We start from the raw sequence: 16,173 nt of genomic DNA, 5'->3' as shown, positions 1-16,173 counted from the left end.
CGAGAGACCGACATGCTCGATTCCAAACTGTTACGTAGCAACCTTCAGGACGTAGCGGACCGCCTGGCATCCCGTGGCTTTGCCTTGGATGTTGCGCGCATCGAAGCGCTGGAAGAACAGCGCAAGACCGTCCAGACCCGCACCGAAGCACTGCAGGCTGAACGTAATGCGCGCTCCAAGTCCATCGGCCAGGCCAAGCAGCGCGGCGAAGACATCGCGCCGTTGATGGCGGATGTCGAGCGCATGGGCACTGAGCTGTCCGACGGCAAAATCGAGCTGGAAGGCATTCAGACCCAGTTGGATTCGATCCTGCTGGGCATTCCGAACCTGCCCCACGAATCCGTACCGGTCGGCGAAGATGAAGACGGCAACGTCGAAGTGCGCCGCTGGGGCACGCCGAAAGCCTTCGATTTCGAGATCAAGGACCACGTCGCCCTGGGCGAATTGACCGGTGGCCTGGATTTTGAAACCGCGGCAAAAATGTCCGGCGCACGCTTTGCCTTGCTGCGCGGCCCGATTGCGCGCATGCACCGTGCACTGGCGCAGTTCATGATCAACCTGCACACCGGCGAACACGGTTACGAAGAGGCCTACACCCCGTACCTGGTTCAGGCGCCGGCGTTGATGGGCACCAGCCAACTGCCGAAATTCGAAGAAGACCTGTTCAAGATCAGCCGCGACGGCGAAGCCGACCTGTACCTGATCCCGACGGCCGAAGTGTCGCTGACCAATATCGTCGCCGGCGAAATCCTCGACGCCAAGCAACTGCCGTTGAAGCTGGTTGCCCACAGCCCGTGCTTCCGTAGCGAAGCCGGCGCATCGGGTCGCGATACCCGCGGCATGATCCGCCAGCATCAGTTCGACAAGGTTGAAATGGTCCAGGTAGTAGAACCGTCGACCTCCATGCAAGCCCTGGAAGGCCTGACTGCCAACGCCGAGCGCGTGTTGCAGCTGCTGGAGCTGCCGTACCGCGTACTGGCCCTGTGCACGGGCGACATGGGCTTCAGCGCCGTGAAAACCTACGACCTGGAAGTGTGGGTGCCGAGCCAGGACAAATACCGCGAGATTTCGTCGTGCTCCAACTGCGGTGACTTCCAGGCCCGTCGCATGCAGGCGCGTTTCCGTAACCCGGAAACCGGCAAGCCGGAGCTGGTGCACACCCTCAACGGTTCGGGCCTGGCCGTAGGCCGTACCCTGGTGGCCGTGCTCGAAAACTACCAGCAGGCCGACGGTTCGATCCGTGTGCCTGAGGTGCTCAAGCCGTACATGGCGGGCGTTGAGGTCATCCGCTAAATGGAATTTCTGCCGCTGTTTCATAACCTGCGCGGCAGTCGTGTGTTGGTCGTCGGTGGTGGGGAGATTGCCTTGCGCAAATCCCGGCTGCTGGCCGATGCCGGCGCGGTGTTGCGGGTGGTTGCTCCCCAGATCGAAAGCCAGCTGCGTGAGCTGGTGCTGGGCAGTGGCGGGGAACTGATGTTGCGCGGTTATCAGGAGGCCGACCTGGACGGTTGCACCCTGATTATCGCGGCTACCGACGATGAGCCACTGAATGCGCAAGTGTCCAGTGATGCCAAGCGTCGCTGCGTGCCGGTCAATGTGGTGGACGCGCCAGCGTTGTGCAGCGTGATCTTCCCGGCGATTGTCGACCGTTCACCCTTGGTGATTGCCGTCTCCAGCGGCGGTGACGCGCCGGTACTGGCACGGCTGATCCGCGCCAAGCTGGAAACCTGGATTCCCTCCACCTACGGGCAACTGGCTGGGCTGGCCGCGCGTTTTCGGGCTCAGGTCAAAGGTTTGTACCCGGATGTGCAGCAGCGCCGGGCGTTCTGGGAAGAAGTGTTCCAGGGCCCGATTGCCGACCGCCAGTTGGCCGGGCAGGGCGAGGAGGCCGAGCGCCTGTTGATCGAAAAGGTCAATGGCGCGCCGCCTTACGCGCCCGGTGAGGTGTACCTGGTGGGTGCAGGCCCAGGTGACCCGGATTTGCTGACCTTCCGCGCATTGCGCCTGATGCAGCAAGCCGACGTGGTGCTGTACGACCGTTTGGTTGCGCCGGCGATTTTGGAACTGTGCCGTCGTGATGCCGAGCGCGTGTACGTCGGCAAGCGTCGTGCCGATCACGCGGTGCCTCAGGACCAGATCAACCAGCAACTGGTCGACCTGGCCAAGCAAGGCAAGCGCGTGCTGCGCCTTAAAGGGGGTGACCCGTTCATCTTTGGTCGTGGTGGCGAAGAGATCGAGGAATTGGCGGCCCATGGCATCCCCTTCCAGGTGGTGCCGGGTATCACGGCAGCCAGTGGTTGTGCGGCTTATGCCGGGATTCCGCTGACTCACCGCGATTATGCCCAGTCGGTACGGTTTATTACCGGGCACTTGAAGAACGGTACCTCGGACTTGCCTTGGCAAGACCTGGTCGGCCCCTCACAGACCCTGGTGTTCTACATGGGCTTGATTGGCTTGCCGATCATTTGCGAGCAGTTGATCAAGCACGGGCGCTCCGCAGATACCCCAGCGGCGCTGATCCAGCAGGGCACCACGTCCAACCAGCGCGTGTTCACCGGCACCCTGGCCGACCTGCCGCGCATGGTGGCGGAGCATGAAGTGCATGCGCCGACACTGGTGATCGTGGGTGAGGTGGTGGTACTGCGTGAAAAGCTCAAGTGGTTCGAGGGCGCCCAGTCCCAAGTCTGACCTCAAAAGCATCGGGGGCAAGCCCCCTCCCACATTGGAATGCATTCCAAGTGTGGGAGGGGGCTTGCCCCCGATGAGGCCATCTCATTACAACCGATGATCCGGATCAGCCAAAGACACCTTTACCCGGCAGCCGCACCCGATCATGCTCCGTATCAAACCCCTGCAACGGCCCCTTCGGCACAATCCCCGTCGGGTTGATCGTGCGATGGCTGGCATAGTAATGCCCCTTGATATGCTCGAAATCCACCGTCTCGGCCACCCCCGGCCACTGATACATCTCCCGCAGCCAGTTCGACAAATTCCCATAGTCGGCAATTCGCCGCAGGTTGCATTTGAAGTGGCTGTAGTACACCGCATCAAAACGAATCAGCGTAGTGAACAGCCGTACATCGGCTTCGGTCAGGTACTCGCCGGCCAGATAACGATGGCTGCCCAGGTGCTGTTCCAAATGATCCAGCTCGGCAAACACATCATCAAACGCACTTTCATACGCCTGTTGTGAGGTGGCGAAACCTGCGCGGTACACGCCGTTGTTCACGGCGGGGTAGATGCGTTCGTTGAGGCTGTCGATGGTCGAATGCAGGGCTTGGGGGTAGAAATCCCGGGTATTGCCGGTCAGCGCATTGAACGCACTGTTGAACATGCGGATGATCTCCGCCGATTCATTGCTGACGATGCGCTTGAGCTTTTTGTCCCACAGCACCGGCACGGTCACGCGCCCGGTATAGTCGGCGGTATCGGCGGTGTAGCGTTGGTGCATGAAGTTGAAACCGTCGAGGTTGTCGCCGCTGGAGCCGTGGGCCTTGTCGAAGGTCCAGCCGTTTTCCAGCATCAGCCAACTGACCACCGAGACGTCGATCAGGCTTTCCAGGCCCTTGAGCTTGCGCAGAATCAAGGTGCGGTGCGCCCATGGGCAGGCGAGGGATACATAGAGGTGATAGCGACCGGCCTCGGCCTTGAAGTCGCCTTCACCACTCGGGCCTGGCGCGCCATCGGCGGTCACCCAGTTGCGGCGTTGTGCCTGCTCCCGTTGGAAAGCGCCATCGGCGCTACTTTCGTACCACTGGTCTTTCCACTGTCCGTCGATCAATAAACCCATGACTGGCTCCTTGGCTGATAAGCGTTGGAGCCCAGTCTAAAGGGATGAGTTCGAACTAAAAGCGCAAAGAACCGGCGTGAATGATCGATTAAATCGATTTATCCCGTGCGTCCCAGTACTGCTGGGCCAACTCGAACGCCTGTTGCCGTGGGTGGCCAAGGCCGCGCAGGGCCAACGCCATGGTGGCGATCAACGCCAGTTGCGGGTAGCTGTCTTCAACATCGCCGCGCCACAGCGCTTTGAGGTGCTCGGGCTCAAGCGTTGCTGGCTTGACGTGGCGCTGGTCTGAGAGGGCGGGCCACTCTTCGTCCCAGCTCTGGCCGCCGGTGGTGCCGTACAGGTGACTGAGGGTGTCGGGGTTGATCTCGATCTCGCCGCCGTCGCCCTTGACCACAATCACGTTGTCACCCAGCAAGCCACTGGCATCGCGATGCACGCCCTGGTAACCGGGGTGGAAAATGCTTTGCAGGCCACAACGCGCATTCAGCGGGTTGAGCAGGCGCGCCAGAGAGTGGATAGGCGAGCGCAGGCCCAGGGTGTTGCGCAGGTCGATCATGCGTTGCAGCTGTGGGGCCCAATCACCCAGCGGGATAAATGCCAGGTTGCCGTGGGCGAAGGTGCTCTGGACCTGTTGCCAGTCGCGGCACAGCGGGATCTGCAAGCCGTCCAGCAATTGCTCGGTGTACAAGCGCCCCGCAGTGTGGGCGCCGCCGCCGTGCATCAGGATGCGCACGCCGTTCTGCGCCAGGCATTTGGCTGCCAGCAGGAACCACGGCAGGTGGCGCTTTTTACCGGCGTAGGTCGGCCAGTCGATATCGACGTTCAGCGCTGGCGCGTGCAGGCGCTCACGTACGGCTTCGGTGAAACCGGCGAGTTCTTCCGGGCTTTCTTCCTTGTGGCGCAGCAGCATCAGGAAGGCGCCGAGCTGGGTGTCCTCGACCTTTTCGTCGAGCAGCATGCCCATGGCTTCCCGCGCTTCCTCGCGGGTGAGGTTGCGCGCGCCACGCTTGCCTTTGCCGAGGATGCGCACGAACTGCGCAAAGGGATGCTCTTGGGGCGTTACGAGAGTCAGGGGGGCAAAGTCGGTCATAAGCAATTCGTCGGCCTGGGCAGGCCCGCCAGCTTGGCGGCGAGTTTGGCGGGAGTGCCGTTGAACAGTTTGTTGAGGTGCAGGCTGTTGCCCTTTTCCGGGCCCAGCTTCAAGGCGGTGTACTTGATCAGCGGGCGCGTGGCGGGGGATAGCTGGAATTCGGTGTAGAACTGGCGCAGCAGGGTGAGGATTTCCCAGTGTGCCGGCGTCAGCTCCAAGGCTTCGGCAGCGGCCAGGGCATTCGCCACTTCATCGGACCAGTCGTTGAGGTCGACGAGGTAGCCGTCCTTATCCAGTTCCAGGGTGCGTGCGCCGACGGTCAGGGTGTTCATAGCCAGGTGTTGACCTTGTCGTAGTCGATCGACAGTTGCACGAAGCCTGGGTAATCGACGCTGTCAGCCCAGTCGGGCAGCGGCAGGTTGCGCGCCTGCATGTCTTCGGCCAGCACAAACACCTTTACGCCTTTAGTATGCAGGGCGGGCGTGTGCAGGCCGTAGGCTCCGTCACCACATAGGAGGATAGCGTCCTCGGTGCCACAGATGCGCAGGCAGCTGTCGAGGCGGCTGTCGGTAAACGGGGAATGAGACACCACATGTAGAGTCGACATCAGAGGGTAATCACCTGGTCGTAACGGTCAATCAGCTGGAAAATGGCTTGGCTGTCGAGCGCCTGCGCGTGGGCAGGCGGCGGCAACCCGCGTGCGGTCAGGCTATGGCTGCACGCGAACACGTCATCAATGCCGAACAGGCCCAGGGCCTGCAGGTTGGCACTCAGGTCTTTCTGTTGCACGGCCTTGGCCGCTTGGTTCGGCGCCAGTTGGAACACACCGTCATCCAGGAACAGCAGGCCAATGGGCAGATCGAACGCGCCGCCGGCCAGCACGATATCCAGTGCTTCCCGCGCACTCGGCCCGGACCATGGGGCCTGGCGGCTGATCACCAATAAGGATCTGGACATGTCACGGCCCTCCAAAACAGATCAGGCGGTCGGCGTCCTGGATCGCGTCATGCAATTGTCCCAGGCCCGACAACGCCCAGGGTGCTTCCAGGTTGACCGCGCTGCGTTGGTAACGCGCAGCTTCCTCGGCATTAAGCACACCCCGGCGCAGGGCTGCGGCGATGCACACCACGCCGTCGAGTTGGTGCTGGCTGACAAACTCGCGCCATTGGCGCGCAATGTCTTGCTCATCCTGGGGCGCGACGATGTTATTGGACGCGCTGTACACGCCGTCCTGGTAGAAAAACAGCCGCACGATCTCATGCCCGCCGGCCAGCGCCGCCTGGGCGAACAACAGGGCGCGGCGCGAGGAGGGCGCGTGGGCGGCGCTATACAGTGCAATCGCGAACTTCATGGAAGACTCTGCCAACAAACGTCGGCCAATGATAAAGCCGCCGCCGCGAAAAAGCCCGCCGTGATCAAAACGGTCACTGTGGTTGATCGTTCTGACGATTGCCGGCAGCTGCCCGGCTGCCTAGTCTGTGAGTATTCGCAACCCAACTGGAGTCCCCATGTCAGGTCCCTTGGCGTCCCTTAAAGTGTTGGATTTTTCCACCTTGCTGCCCGGCCCGTTTGCCTCCCTGATGCTGGCGGACATGGGCGCCGAGGTGCTGCGTATCGAATCGCCCACACGGATGGACCTGTTGCGGGTATTGCCGCCCCATGATCGTGGTACCTCGGCCAGCCACGCCTACCTCAATCGCAACAAGCGCAGCCTGGCCCTGGACCTCAAGCAGGCCGAGGCGCTGGAGATTGTGCGTGAGTTGGTCAAGGGCCATGACATCCTGCTCGAGCAGTTCCGCCCCGGTGTCATGGAGCGCCTGGGCCTGGGATATGAGGCGCTGAAGGCGATCAACCCGCGGCTGATCTATGTGTCGATCACCGGTTACGGCCAGACCGGCCCCTATAAGGACCGCGCCGGGCACGATATCAACTACCTGGCGTTGGCCGGCGTGGCCAGCCATACCGGGCGCCAGGACACCGGCCCGTTGCCCCTGGGCGTACAGCTGGCGGATGTGGCGGGCGGTTCACTGCATGCCGTGGTGGGCTTGCTGGCGGCGGTGATTGCCAGGCAGCAAAGCGGGGTGGGGCAATACCTGGATGTGAGCATGACCGACTGCTCGTTCAGCCTTAACGCCATGGCGGGGGCCGGTTACCTGGCTTGCGGGGTCGAGCCTGGGTGGGAGAACCATGTGCTCAATGGCGGGAGTTTCTATGACTACTACCGCACACGCGATGGGCGCTGGATGTCGGTGGGCAGTTTGGAACCGGGGTTTATGCAGCAGCTGTGCGCGGCCTTGGGGCGCCCGGAACTGGCGGCACACAGCGTGACGCCCGAACGCCAGGCCGTGCTCAAACAGGCGTTGCAGGTGGAGTTCGAGAAGCGCAGTTTTGACCAGTTGTGTGAGTTGTTTGCTGGGGTGGATGCCTGTGTTGAGCCAGTGTTGAGTTTGAGCGAAGCGGCGGAGCATCCCCAGTTGAAGGCGCGGGAGCTAGTCAGCCAGGTGCCCCGGGGTGACGGCTCGACACAAGCGCAATTGGCCTGCCCGCTGAAATTCTCCGAGGGGTTGCCGGCGCCTAGGCATATTGGGGTGGCGGTGGGGGCGCACAGTGATGAGGTGCTGGCGGAGTTGGGGTTCGGTATTGAGCGGATAGAGCAATTGCGGCAGGCCAAGGTTGTAGGTTGACTGAGCGGGCGCTTTCGCAGGCAAGCTGAACTGGTCAAGTAATCTTGGACACCGATTAAGGTTCACGCCACCAACCTTTCCTTCGCGACCGGCGACCGGTAGTCGTTGTAGCTGTGAGGCCTGCTGATGTTGTAGCGCGAGACATAGCGCTGCACGTCTGCCCGGGCCTCATGTTCCAGTTTGTAGCCCGTTTCAGGAACCCACTCTGATTTCAAACTACCAAAGAAACGCTCCATGGGGGCGTTGTCCCAGCACTCGCCTTTACGGCTCATACTTTGTCTAAATCCGTGTTTCACAAGCTCGTTTCGGAATTTATGACTGGTGTACTGACAACCTTGGTCTGAATGAAACAACACATCCTGGGGGCGGCCGCGTAGCTCAACCGCCATGCGTAGCGCTTCGCAGGTCAGATTGGCATCAGAAATCATCGAGAACGACCAACCCACGATCCTCCGAGCGTACAAATCCAGAACGGCGGCGAAGTACATCCATCGCTTGCCGACCTTGATGTAAGTTACGTCGCCACACCACACCTGGTTAACCGCCGTTACATCAAATTTTCGCTTGAGCACGTGCGGCGCAACCAATGCCTCAACGCCCGGCGACTTGTACTTATGGCGCCTGCGCTGACGGCTAGCGATGCCAGCTTCGCGCATCAAACTGCGAGCCATATAACGTCCGATACGATGCCCTTTGGCTTTTAGCTCCTTGGACAAAGTACGTGCGCCGGCCGACTCTCTGGACGCCCTGTGGTGCTTGACCAGCGCGGCTTTGAGCTTGTCCCGTTCAGGATTTGCTCTGCCCTGGCGCTGGCGCCAGGCGTAGAAACTACTACGGTTGATCCCAAACGCCCGGCAACACCTTTTAACGCCGTATTGCTCGTCCAGCTCATCGATCAGCGTGAATGATCTTTGGCGTCCAAAAGCAGGAGAGCACTGGCCCTTTTTAGGATTTCAATGTCCAGGTCTTTCTCCCTGAGTAGGGCTTTGAGCCTCTGGATTTCTCGCTGATCAGCGGTAATCGCCTTGGCCCCTACCGGGGTCGAACCCAGGCGTTCTTTCTGCACTTGATCGACCCAGCGGCGTAGAGCAGTGGGGCCGATATCTAGGCTGGCACAGACCTCAGTAACCGGCTGGCCTTCATCCAGCACCATGCTGGCAGCCTTGAGCTTGAACTCACTCGAATAAGATTTACGCATATCCAAACACCTCAGATTTGGGCGCTATCATAACGCCCGATTGAAGTGTCCAAAATCATTAGGCCAGTTCAAGCCAGCTCCCACATTTTGATTGTGTTCACAGATCCAGATGTGGGAGCTGGCTTGCCTGCGAAGAGGCCCTCATTCCACCCGAGTTTCTCCAGTGAACACCAGAGTCTGCCGACACCGCCGACACAAATACCGCCGCCCCTGGTTCACCAGCCCATGGCGCTGCGGTGAAAACGGAAAATCACTGTCCGCACACGGGCAGCGGTAAATATAGCGAGTCACCTGCCGACGCTTGACCTCGTAGGTGTGGCAACGGTCGGGCGGCAGCTCGTAAACCCCGCGCATGATCAACTGCCATTCCTCGCCATGGGGCTGGATACGCTCGCCAAACAATTGGTGGGCAATCAGGTGCGCCACTTCATGGGCCACGGTTTGCTTGAGAAAGTGTTGGCTGTTTTCACGGTACAACTGAGGGTTGAAGCGCAGCAGGTTCTCGTGCAAATGCGCGACACCGGCCTTCTGGCCCCGCAGCTTGAGGCTGACCTGGGGGCGTTTGAAGCTTCGTTTGAAAAAGGATTCGGCTTGCAGGAAACAATCTTCGACGCGGGTATTGAGTTGCTCGGGCATGCTGTACATATCTCCAGAGACGCCCAGTATGCCGCAAAGCTGGGTGTTTCCGAATCTGTCAGGCGCCGAATGGTCATGCATAACGCACAAAGCCACCTTGCGGTGGCCGTGCCTGCGGGGTTTTTCGTTCAACTGGTGTAGATCGGCCCGACGCCCAGGCCCCAGACGATCACGGTAAAGGCCATGATCGCCACCAGCACCACCAGGCCGACGGCCAATACCGAGCTGGAAAACAGGAAGCCTTCATCCGGGTCGATACTCATGAAGGTCGGCAGCCCCACATACAGCAGGTACACCGTGTAGCAGATCGCCGCAGTGCCCACGACCATGCCCAGCCACATATGCGGGTAGAGCGCCGCCAGCCCGCCGATAAACAAGGGTGTGGCGGTATAAGTGGCAAACGCCACGCAGCGGGCCATGCTTGGGCTGGCGTCGTAGGTGCGGGCCATCCAGTGAATGAATGCACCCATCACCGCCACGCCGCACAGCATGGCCGCGTAGGACATGAGGGTCATCCACAGCGCGCTTTCCTGGGTCAGCATCACCGGGGCGCGGTTGCCGATGACCCAGCCGACCTGAGTGGTGCCAATAAAGGCGGAAATGGCGGGGATCGCCGCGAGAATCAGGGTATGAGTGAGGTACATGTGGCTGATGCTTTCTTCTTTATCGCCACGGATTTCCCGCCATTCCTGGTCGGGATGGGTAAACAGCCCCACGACGTGATGGATCATGCCAGTCACTCCTGTCGTTATTACCATCGCCCCCCATCGGAGCGCCCACGGGCCAAATGGCCTGAAAGGTCTGGATAGATGTGCGACCTCAAGTCGCAGTATAGAAAGGGATGACCGGAATAACCGTAGGGCCTTTAGAGCAAATTGCGCTGTAAACACTCACGCTAATCGCGGTGCGGTCTGTCAGGATTCATGGGATCCAGTGTGGGAGCTGGCTTGCCTGCGATGGCGGCCTGTCCGGACCAGAGATGTTGACTGGCACACCGCTATCGCAGGCAAGCCAGCTCCCACATTGGAACTCGGCGAGTCTTACCGGTAAAATGCTGCGCTTTTCGTCACACACCTTTGCGGATCCAAGCGCCATGGGCACTCTTACAGTCAACCAGAACAAACTGCAAAAACGCCTGCGTCGCCTGGCCGGTGAAGCGGTCGCCGATTTCAATATGATCGAGGACGGCGACAAGGTCATGGTCTGCCTCTCCGGCGGCAAAGACAGCTACACCATGCTCGACGTGTTGCTGCACCTGCAAAAGGTCGCGCCGATCAAGTTCGAGATCGTGGCGGTCAACATGGACCAGAAACAACCCGGTTTCCCTGAGCATGTGCTGCCGGCCTATTTGAAAGAACTGGGCGTGGAGTACCACATTGTCGAGAAAGACACCTACTCGGTGGTCAAGGAATTGATCCCGGAAGGCAAGACCACCTGCTCGCTGTGCTCGCGCCTGCGCCGTGGCACGCTCTATACCTTTGCCGATGAGATCGGCGCGACCAAGATGGCCTTGGGTCATCACCGCGATGACATCGTCGAAACCTTCTTCCTCAATATGTTCTTCAACGGCTCGCTCAAGGCCATGCCGCCCAAGCTGCGTGCCGATGATGGGCGCAACGTGGTGATCCGCCCGCTGGCGTATTGCAACGAGAAGGACATCCAGGCTTATTCCGACTTCAAGCAGTTCCCGATCATCCCGTGCAACCTGTGCGGCTCCCAGGAAAACCTGCAGCGCCAGGTGGTCAAGGAGATGCTGGTGGACTGGGAGCGCAAGACCCCGGGGCGTACCGAAAGTATCTTCCGCAGCCTGCAAAACGTGATCCCGTCGCAATTGGCCGACCGCAACCTGTTTGACTTCACCAGCTTGAAAATCGATGAGACCGCCGCATCGCGTTTCGTCAATGTAGTGAACCTCTGAGTCTTCCCGAGGCTCTAGTACACGGCGCTTGCGGGCGCCGTTTTCAATTCGACTGACAGGAGAGGGCATGCGCGATTACAAGTGGCTGCACGAATATTGTCTGAACCGCTTCGGTTCGGCGGCCAAGTTGGAAGCCCATCTGCCGGTGCCCAAGACCCCGGCGCAATTGCGCAAGATCACCGATGACCGTTACCTGTCGACCTTGGCGCTGCGGGTGTTCCGCGCCGGTTTGAAGCACAGCGTGGTTGATGCCAAATGGCCGGCGTTCGAGCAGGTGTTCTTCGGTTTCGACCCGGAAAAAGTTGTGCTGATGGGCGCCGAGCACCTGGAACGGTTGATGCAGGACGCCCGCATCATCCGCCACCTGGGCAAGCTCAAGAGTGTGCCGCGCAATGCGCAGATGATCCTGGATATCGAGCAGGAAAAAGGCAGCTTCGGTGCGTTTATCGCCGATTGGCCGGTGACTGACATCGTTGGGCTCTGGAAGTACCTGAGCAAGCATGGCCATCAACTGGGCGGGCTGTCGGCGCCGCGCTTTTTGCGCATGGTCGGCAAGGACACCTTTGTGCCAAGCGATGACGTGGTGGCGGCGCTGAATGCGCAGAAGATTGTCGACAAGGCCCCGACCAGCCTGCGCGACCTGGCGACGGTGCAGGGCGCCTTCAACCAGTGGCACGCCGAGAGTGGGCGGCCGATGTGTCAGTTGTCGATGATGTTGGCTTACACGGTGAATCATTGATCACCTGATCGTTCCCACGCTCCGCGTGGGAATGCATCCTGTGACGCTCCGCGTCACCCTTGCACTAGGCCCGGGACGCAGAGCGTCCTGGGCAGCATTCCCACGCGGAGCGTGGGAATGATCAGTCAATCGGCCAGTCGCCGGTTCAGCTGATGCCGCCAACGCACATACAGCAACGCCGTGCAAAACACCGCCAGGCTCGCCAGCATTTCCAGCACACCGAACCACTGGCGGTTCGGGTCATACGCCGCCAGCGCGCCCTTGATGAAATACAGGTTCACCACAAAGCACATCCACGAATGCCCGCGTGCGCTGCCCATCAGCATGCCTGGCGCAAGTATCAGCAGCGGCACCAACTCGATCAGCAGGATGACCCACGGGCGCGCCCCATGCAGGTCGGCGACCAACAGGTAGTACGCGCACAACAAGCCCACCAGGCCTAAAAACGCCAGCAGGCTCAGCGCGCGTGCCACCTTGACCCGCGGCGCCAGCCATTCCCGTGTTGGCAGGACCTTAGGCTTCCTGGCCACGGCCGTTCTCCAACAGCGTGGCGGTCTTGGCCAGGCGCAGGCCCAAGGCCCGGCACAGGGTGATTTCATGTTGATCGAGCATGCGCTTACCGTCTGGCCCGGAATGGTGGCTGGCGCCATACGGCGTGCCGCCGCCCTGGGTGTCGAGCAGTGCCTGCTCGCTGTAGGGCAGGCCGGTGATCAACATGCCATGGTGCAGCAGCGGTAGCAGCATCGACATCAGCGTGGTCTCCTGGCCGCCATGCAGGCTGGCGGTGGAGGTGAACACGCCGGCCGGCTTGCCGACCAAAGCGCCGGTAAGCCACAGGTTGCTGGTGCCATCGAGGAAGTACTTGAGCGGCGCGGCCATGTTGCCGAACCGGGTCGGGCTGCCCAGGGCCAGGCCCGAGCAGTGCTTCAGGTCGTCCAGGCTGGCATACAGCGCGCCTTCGTCGGGAATGCTCGGCGCCACCGCTTCGCACTCGGTGGAGATCGCCGGCACGGTGCGCAACCGCGCTTCCATGCCGCCTTGCTCGATACCGCGGGCAATCTGCCGGGCCATCTCGCTCACCGAGCCGTTGCGGCTGTAATACAACACCAGCACATAGGGCGTAGTCACGGCAGGATCTCCAGCACGTTCTCGGGTGGGCGGCCAATGATGGCTTTGTCGGCGGTTGCCAGGATCGGGCGTTCCATCAGCTTGGGATGGGCTGCGATGGCGGCGATCAGTTGGGTGTCGCTGAGGCTGGCGTCTGCCAGGTTCAGGGTTTTGTATTCGTCTTCGCCGGTGCGCAGCAGTTGGCGTGCGCTGATCCCCAGTTTTTTCAGCAGGGCCTCGATTTGCGCGGCATCCAGCGGGGTGTCCAGGTAGCGCACGACGGTCGGGGTGAGGCCGCGGGCTTCCAGCAGTTCCAGCGCACCGCGGGATTTCGAGCAGCGCGGGTTGTGATAAAGCGTCAGATCGGTCATGTGCGGGTCGCATCTTGCGTAAGGTGGCGGGTATTCTACCTGCGCTGGCGCCTGTCCTTAAACCGTAAGAGGCGATAGGCCGCAGCCAACGTTCATTTTTGCGAAGGAATACCCCATGACAAGGCGACTGATCGGTGCATTGGCGATCATCACAACCCTGCTGCTCAGCGGCTGCGGTAACGATTACGGCGTTGACCAATATGGCCAGAAAGTGGCGGCCGAACGCCTGGACAAACAGTGGCTGGTGGTCAACTACTGGGCCGAATGGTGTGGGCCGTGCCGCACGGAAATCCCCGAGCTCAATGCCCTGGCAGAACAGTTGAAAGGCCAGAATGTCGGGGTGTTCGGCGTCAACTTCGACAATGTGCAGGGTGAAGAACTGAAGGCCGCCAGCGACAAGCTGGGGATCAAGTTCACGGTACTGGCCCAGAACCCGGACGGGATCTTCGAGATTCCGCGCAGCGAGGCATTGCCGGTGACCTACATCATCGACGACAAGGGCAAGGTGCGTGAGCAGTTGATGGGTGAGCAGACAGCGGAAGGGGTGTTGGCCAAGCTCAAGGCGCTGAAAGGATAAAACTGTGGGGGCTGGCTTGCCTGCGATGGCATCGCTGCGGTGTACCTGATACACCGCGTCGTCCGCATCGCAGGCAAGCCAGCTCCCACAGAACCAGAGGACACCGCGTTAATACAGGAGAGTGCGCCTAGATCAGCCTTCTTCGAGCCACAAGCGGATCGGCTTGCCTTCGGCCGGCCAGAACCGCGTCTGCTCGATCGGCGAGATGTCCCAGCGCTGCACGCCTTGCAGGGCCTGGAAGAAGCGATGCTCTTGCTCCATCAGGGCCTCGGCGCACATTTTCCGGGTGCTGCCGACTGGGCCGAAGCTGAGCTTGTCGCCTTCGACCGTGTACGGCGCAAACCAGTGGTTACAGCCGCCATTGCCATAGGCGCGGCCATCGGCGCCCAGGGTGACGGTGAGGTGCGCGTAGTCCATCAACGGCCGCTCACCGATCCATTCCACTACGTAGCTGTGGTCGCGCTCGAGCTTGGCGCCATCGGCAGCGCAGCCTGCCAGGCCCATGCCGATGGCGGCGAGCAGCAGCGGGCCTTTCATTGCGCGGCCTGCTGGCATTTCGGGCAGCGGTGCTTATCGCCTTCGCTGGCCCAGCCCAGTTCTTTGATACGCGCGTTGGCGGCCGGTTGCAGCGGTGCCTTGGTCAGCTTGGTTTCTACCGCGAATTCAAACTCCAGCACGGCGTCGCAGCTGTCGCAATTGACCTTCCAGGTGTGAATCTCCAGTTCGCCGAACTTCGGCCCTTGGGCCATGGCGACCCACTGGCCCGCTGGGCGGATGGAGTAGCGTGCGTCACCTTCGACGGTCAGTCGCATCGACAGGGTTTTACTGCCGCGCAGGCTGACGATCAGGACGTCGCCATGTTTGATCGAACCACCGTTGCCGGTGACTTGGTAACGGCCCGGCACCAGGGCACGGCATTCGATCAGGGTATGTTGCGGGCTCAGCAAGCTGAAGCGGAAATCGTGTTCGGCCATGGATCCTCCAAATAGGCGCGGCATCCTATCACGGGTGCCGGCCTATCATGAGCCTGGTATGTGACCGCTGATCATCCCTTGACCAGGTTCTGCGCCCGGCCATCGGCCCACGCGGCAATGTTGGCCAATGTGGTACCGGCAATCGCCGCCAGGGCCTCACGGGTGAGGAAGGCCTGGTGCGCGGTGATGATGACGTTGGGGAAGGTCAGCAGGCGGGCAAGCACGTCATCCTGCAGGGGCAGGTCCGAGCGGTCCTCGAAAAACAATTGGGCTTCTTCTTCGTAGACGTCCAGCCCCAGGTAGCCCAACCGGCCAAGCTTGAGCGCTTCGATCAGTGCTGGCGTGTCGACCAGGCCACCGCGCCCGGTGTTGATCAGCATCGCACCGGTTTGCATCTGCGCGAGTGAGCGGGCATTGATCAGGTGTTTGCTGTCGGCGGTCAGCGGGCAGTGCAGGCTGATGATTTGCGCCTTCGCCAACAGTTCAGGCAGGCTCACGTAGCGGGCCCCGAGGTCCTGCACCTGTGGGTTGGGGAAGGGATCGTAGGCCAGCAACTGGCAGCCGAAGCCGGCCATGATCTTGGCGAAGGTCGCGCCGATCTGACCGGTGCCGACCACGCCGACCGTTTTGCCGACCAGATCAAAACCGGTCAGCCCGTGCAGGCTGAAATCACCGTCGCGGGTACGGTTGTAGGCACGGTGCAGGCGACGGTTGAGGGCCAGGATCAGGGCGACGGCATGCTCGGCCACTGCGTGGGGCGAATAGGCGGGCACGCGCACGATGGTCAAGCCCAGGCGCTGGGCGGCGGGTAGGTCGACGTGGTTGTACCCCGCCGAGCGCAGGGCAATCAGGCGTGTGCCGCCCTTGGCCAAGTGCTCCAGCACCGGGGCGCTGAGGTCGTCGTTGATAAAGGCACAGACCACCTCGTGGTGTTCGGCCAGGGCCACGGTATCGAGGTTGAGCCGGGCGGGTTGGAATTGCAGTTCCAGGCCAGCCGGCAGCGGTTCGCCGAGGAAACTCTCGCGGTCGTAGGTTTGGCTGCTGAAGAGAATGACGCGCATTGAGAAGGCTCCCTGCAATTTACACATT

Annotated in this window: 22 protein-coding genes; 6 read left to right on the top strand and 16 right to left on the bottom strand. The window is 61.1% G+C overall.

All coding sequences use genetic code 11. The features are described 5' to 3' along the window. Positions 1 to 12: 12 nt before the first annotated feature. Both serS and cysG read left to right on the top strand, forming a co-directional pair. Complete coding sequence (gene serS / locus GH769_RS13420; protein WP_019816715.1) at positions 13 to 1,293, top strand: serine--tRNA ligase; 1,281 nt, start codon at positions 13 to 15, stop codon at positions 1,291 to 1,293. Then, on the top strand, positions 1,294 to 2,688 hold the full coding sequence (gene cysG / locus GH769_RS13415) for a siroheme synthase CysG (protein WP_014718896.1): 1,395 nt from the start codon (positions 1,294 to 1,296) through the stop codon (positions 2,686 to 2,688). It begins immediately after the preceding gene. A 106-nt stretch (positions 2,689 to 2,794) separates the two neighbouring features. Here cysG and GH769_RS13410 read toward each other — a convergent pair whose 3' ends face one another. The 6 genes from GH769_RS13410 to tusD all read right to left on the bottom strand — a co-directional run bounded on the left by GH769_RS13410 (position 2,795) and on the right by tusD (position 6,231). Continuing rightward, positions 2,795 to 3,790, bottom strand: coding sequence for a glutathione S-transferase family protein (locus GH769_RS13410; protein ID WP_032902849.1), 996 nt, complete (start codon positions 3,788 to 3,790; stop codon positions 2,795 to 2,797). 88 nt (positions 3,791 to 3,878) lie between these two features. Further along, positions 3,879 to 4,880 carry a glycosyl transferase family protein gene (locus GH769_RS13405; RefSeq protein WP_014718894.1) on the bottom strand — a complete coding sequence of 334 codons (1,002 nt, stop codon included), beginning with the start codon at positions 4,878 to 4,880 and terminating at the stop codon, positions 3,879 to 3,881. Further along, on the bottom strand, positions 4,877 to 5,212 hold the full coding sequence (locus GH769_RS13400) for a TusE/DsrC/DsvC family sulfur relay protein (protein WP_014718893.1): 336 nt from the start codon (positions 5,210 to 5,212) through the stop codon (positions 4,877 to 4,879). Before GH769_RS13400 ends, GH769_RS13405 begins: the two co-directional genes overlap by 4 nt. Beyond that, on the bottom strand, positions 5,209 to 5,487 hold the full coding sequence (gene tusB, locus GH769_RS13395; RefSeq protein ID WP_020302956.1) for a sulfurtransferase complex subunit TusB: 279 nt from the start codon (positions 5,485 to 5,487) through the stop codon (positions 5,209 to 5,211). The genes GH769_RS13400 and tusB overlap by 4 nt, the downstream gene beginning before the upstream one ends. Continuing rightward, on the bottom strand, positions 5,487 to 5,837 hold the full coding sequence (gene tusC / locus GH769_RS13390; RefSeq protein WP_032902851.1) for a sulfurtransferase complex subunit TusC: 351 nt from the start codon (positions 5,835 to 5,837) through the stop codon (positions 5,487 to 5,489). Before tusC ends, tusB begins: the two co-directional genes overlap by 1 nt. 1 nt (position 5,838) lies before the next feature. After that, a complete protein-coding gene (gene tusD, locus GH769_RS13385; protein WP_003192069.1) occupies positions 5,839 to 6,231 on the bottom strand; it encodes a sulfurtransferase complex subunit TusD in 393 nt (130 codons plus the stop codon). Between the two features lie 157 nt (positions 6,232 to 6,388). Here tusD and GH769_RS13380 point away from each other — a divergent pair, with 157 nt between their 5' ends. Beyond that, complete coding sequence (locus GH769_RS13380; protein WP_032902852.1) at positions 6,389 to 7,564, top strand: CaiB/BaiF CoA-transferase family protein; 1,176 nt, start codon at positions 6,389 to 6,391, stop codon at positions 7,562 to 7,564. 62 nt (positions 7,565 to 7,626) lie between these two features. Here the strand turns inward: GH769_RS13380 and GH769_RS13375 are convergent, their stop codons facing one another. From GH769_RS13375 to GH769_RS13365, 4 genes are all read right to left on the bottom strand, one after another. Next, entirely contained in the window at positions 7,627 to 8,451 is an 825-nt protein-coding gene (locus tag GH769_RS13375) for an IS3 family transposase (protein WP_032901718.1), read from the bottom strand. A gap of 8 nt (positions 8,452 to 8,459) precedes the next feature. Then, a complete protein-coding gene (locus tag GH769_RS29450) occupies positions 8,460 to 8,762 on the bottom strand; it encodes a transposase (RefSeq protein ID WP_372242393.1) in 303 nt (100 codons plus the stop codon). Between the two features lie 141 nt (positions 8,763 to 8,903). Next, positions 8,904 to 9,398, bottom strand: a complete 495-nt coding sequence (locus GH769_RS13370; protein ID WP_003192067.1) for a SprT family zinc-dependent metalloprotease — start codon at positions 9,396 to 9,398, stop codon at positions 8,904 to 8,906. Between the two features lie 128 nt (positions 9,399 to 9,526). Beyond that, positions 9,527 to 10,129, bottom strand: a complete 603-nt coding sequence (locus tag GH769_RS13365; protein ID WP_014718889.1) for a Yip1 family protein — start codon at positions 10,127 to 10,129, stop codon at positions 9,527 to 9,529. 362 nt (positions 10,130 to 10,491) lie between these two features. Here GH769_RS13365 and ttcA point away from each other — a divergent pair, with 362 nt between their 5' ends. Both ttcA and GH769_RS13355 read left to right on the top strand, forming a co-directional pair. Beyond that, the gene (gene ttcA / locus GH769_RS13360) at positions 10,492 to 11,316 is read left to right on the top strand and encodes a tRNA 2-thiocytidine(32) synthetase TtcA (protein WP_014718888.1); all 825 of its coding nucleotides are present in this window, start codon (positions 10,492 to 10,494) and stop codon (positions 11,314 to 11,316) included. 67 nt (positions 11,317 to 11,383) lie between these two features. Then, the gene (locus GH769_RS13355) at positions 11,384 to 12,055 is read left to right on the top strand and encodes a DNA-3-methyladenine glycosylase I (protein WP_014718887.1); all 672 of its coding nucleotides are present in this window, start codon (positions 11,384 to 11,386) and stop codon (positions 12,053 to 12,055) included. A 125-nt stretch (positions 12,056 to 12,180) separates the two neighbouring features. Here the strand turns inward: GH769_RS13355 and GH769_RS13350 are convergent, their stop codons facing one another. From GH769_RS13350 to arsC, 3 genes are read right to left on the bottom strand one after another with little or no spacing between them, the layout of a single operon-like run. Then, positions 12,181 to 12,585 carry a DUF2069 domain-containing protein gene (locus GH769_RS13350; protein WP_032902853.1) on the bottom strand — a complete coding sequence of 135 codons (405 nt, stop codon included), beginning with the start codon at positions 12,583 to 12,585 and terminating at the stop codon, positions 12,181 to 12,183. After that, entirely contained in the window at positions 12,569 to 13,183 is a 615-nt protein-coding gene (wrbA, locus tag GH769_RS13345) for an NAD(P)H:quinone oxidoreductase (RefSeq protein WP_014718885.1), read from the bottom strand. The genes GH769_RS13350 and wrbA overlap by 17 nt, the downstream gene beginning before the upstream one ends. Beyond that, positions 13,180 to 13,533: an arsenate reductase (glutaredoxin) gene (gene arsC / locus GH769_RS13340; protein ID WP_014718884.1), complete on the bottom strand. Its 354-nt coding sequence runs from the start codon at positions 13,531 to 13,533 to the stop codon at positions 13,180 to 13,182. Before arsC ends, wrbA begins: the two co-directional genes overlap by 4 nt. Positions 13,534 to 13,648: 115 nt before the next feature. On the opposite strand from arsC, the gene GH769_RS13335 reads away from it, so the two are divergent. Beyond that, positions 13,649 to 14,110: a TlpA disulfide reductase family protein gene (locus GH769_RS13335; RefSeq protein ID WP_003192057.1), complete on the top strand. Its 462-nt coding sequence runs from the start codon at positions 13,649 to 13,651 to the stop codon at positions 14,108 to 14,110. A gap of 132 nt (positions 14,111 to 14,242) precedes the next feature. Here GH769_RS13335 and GH769_RS13330 read toward each other — a convergent pair whose 3' ends face one another. The 3 genes from GH769_RS13330 to GH769_RS13320 form a co-directional block, all read right to left on the bottom strand. Continuing rightward, on the bottom strand, positions 14,243 to 14,647 hold the full coding sequence (locus GH769_RS13330; RefSeq protein WP_014718883.1) for an META domain-containing protein: 405 nt from the start codon (positions 14,645 to 14,647) through the stop codon (positions 14,243 to 14,245). After that, positions 14,644 to 15,084: a hypothetical protein gene (locus tag GH769_RS13325; protein WP_003192054.1), complete on the bottom strand. Its 441-nt coding sequence runs from the start codon at positions 15,082 to 15,084 to the stop codon at positions 14,644 to 14,646. Before GH769_RS13325 ends, GH769_RS13330 begins: the two co-directional genes overlap by 4 nt. A gap of 71 nt (positions 15,085 to 15,155) precedes the next feature. Then, a complete protein-coding gene (locus GH769_RS13320) occupies positions 15,156 to 16,145 on the bottom strand; it encodes a 2-hydroxyacid dehydrogenase (RefSeq protein ID WP_020302959.1) in 990 nt (329 codons plus the stop codon). Between the last annotated feature and the right edge of the window lie 28 nt (positions 16,146 to 16,173).

Source organism: Pseudomonas sp. CFSAN084952, assembly GCF_009648855.1.
In the GTDB taxonomy this organism is placed as follows: domain Bacteria; phylum Pseudomonadota; class Gammaproteobacteria; order Pseudomonadales; family Pseudomonadaceae; genus Aquipseudomonas; species Aquipseudomonas paracarnis.
Note: the sequence above shows the minus strand (reverse complement) of the source record. Positions and strands in the feature narration are given on the sequence as shown.

What these genes read in the sequence shown, in the direction of transcription:
- serS (WP_019816715.1), top strand. Translation starts at nt 13, where the DNA reads ATGCTCGATTCCAAACTGTTACGTAGCAACCTTCAGGACGTAGCGGAC.
- cysG (WP_014718896.1), top strand. Translation starts at nt 1,294, where the DNA reads ATGGAATTTCTGCCGCTGTTTCATAACCTGCGCGGCAGTCGTGTGTTG.
- GH769_RS13410 (WP_032902849.1), bottom strand. Translation starts at nt 3,790, where the DNA reads ATGGGTTTATTGATCGACGGACAGTGGAAAGACCAGTGGTACGAAAGT.
- GH769_RS13405 (WP_014718894.1), bottom strand. Translation starts at nt 4,880, where the DNA reads ATGACCGACTTTGCCCCCCTGACTCTCGTAACGCCCCAAGAGCATCCC.
- GH769_RS13400 (WP_014718893.1), bottom strand. Translation starts at nt 5,212, where the DNA reads ATGAACACCCTGACCGTCGGCGCACGCACCCTGGAACTGGATAAGGAC.
- tusB (WP_020302956.1), bottom strand. Translation starts at nt 5,487, where the DNA reads ATGTCGACTCTACATGTGGTGTCTCATTCCCCGTTTACCGACAGCCGC.
- tusC (WP_032902851.1), bottom strand. Translation starts at nt 5,837, where the DNA reads ATGTCCAGATCCTTATTGGTGATCAGCCGCCAGGCCCCATGGTCCGGG.
- tusD (WP_003192069.1), bottom strand. Translation starts at nt 6,231, where the DNA reads ATGAAGTTCGCGATTGCACTGTATAGCGCCGCCCACGCGCCCTCCTCG.
- GH769_RS13380 (WP_032902852.1), top strand. Translation starts at nt 6,389, where the DNA reads ATGTCAGGTCCCTTGGCGTCCCTTAAAGTGTTGGATTTTTCCACCTTG.
- GH769_RS29450 (WP_372242393.1), bottom strand. Translation starts at nt 8,762, where the DNA reads ATGCGTAAATCTTATTCGAGTGAGTTCAAGCTCAAGGCTGCCAGCATG.
- GH769_RS13370 (WP_003192067.1), bottom strand. Translation starts at nt 9,398, where the DNA reads ATGCCCGAGCAACTCAATACCCGCGTCGAAGATTGTTTCCTGCAAGCC.
- GH769_RS13365 (WP_014718889.1), bottom strand. Translation starts at nt 10,129, where the DNA reads ATGATCCATCACGTCGTGGGGCTGTTTACCCATCCCGACCAGGAATGG.
- ttcA (WP_014718888.1), top strand. Translation starts at nt 10,492, where the DNA reads ATGGGCACTCTTACAGTCAACCAGAACAAACTGCAAAAACGCCTGCGT.
- GH769_RS13355 (WP_014718887.1), top strand. Translation starts at nt 11,384, where the DNA reads ATGCGCGATTACAAGTGGCTGCACGAATATTGTCTGAACCGCTTCGGT.
- arsC (WP_014718884.1), bottom strand. Translation starts at nt 13,533, where the DNA reads ATGACCGATCTGACGCTTTATCACAACCCGCGCTGCTCGAAATCCCGC.
- GH769_RS13335 (WP_003192057.1), top strand. Translation starts at nt 13,649, where the DNA reads ATGACAAGGCGACTGATCGGTGCATTGGCGATCATCACAACCCTGCTG.
- GH769_RS13330 (WP_014718883.1), bottom strand. Translation starts at nt 14,647, where the DNA reads ATGAAAGGCCCGCTGCTGCTCGCCGCCATCGGCATGGGCCTGGCAGGC.
- GH769_RS13325 (WP_003192054.1), bottom strand. Translation starts at nt 15,084, where the DNA reads ATGGCCGAACACGATTTCCGCTTCAGCTTGCTGAGCCCGCAACATACC.
- GH769_RS13320 (WP_020302959.1), bottom strand. Translation starts at nt 16,145, where the DNA reads ATGCGCGTCATTCTCTTCAGCAGCCAAACCTACGACCGCGAGAGTTTC.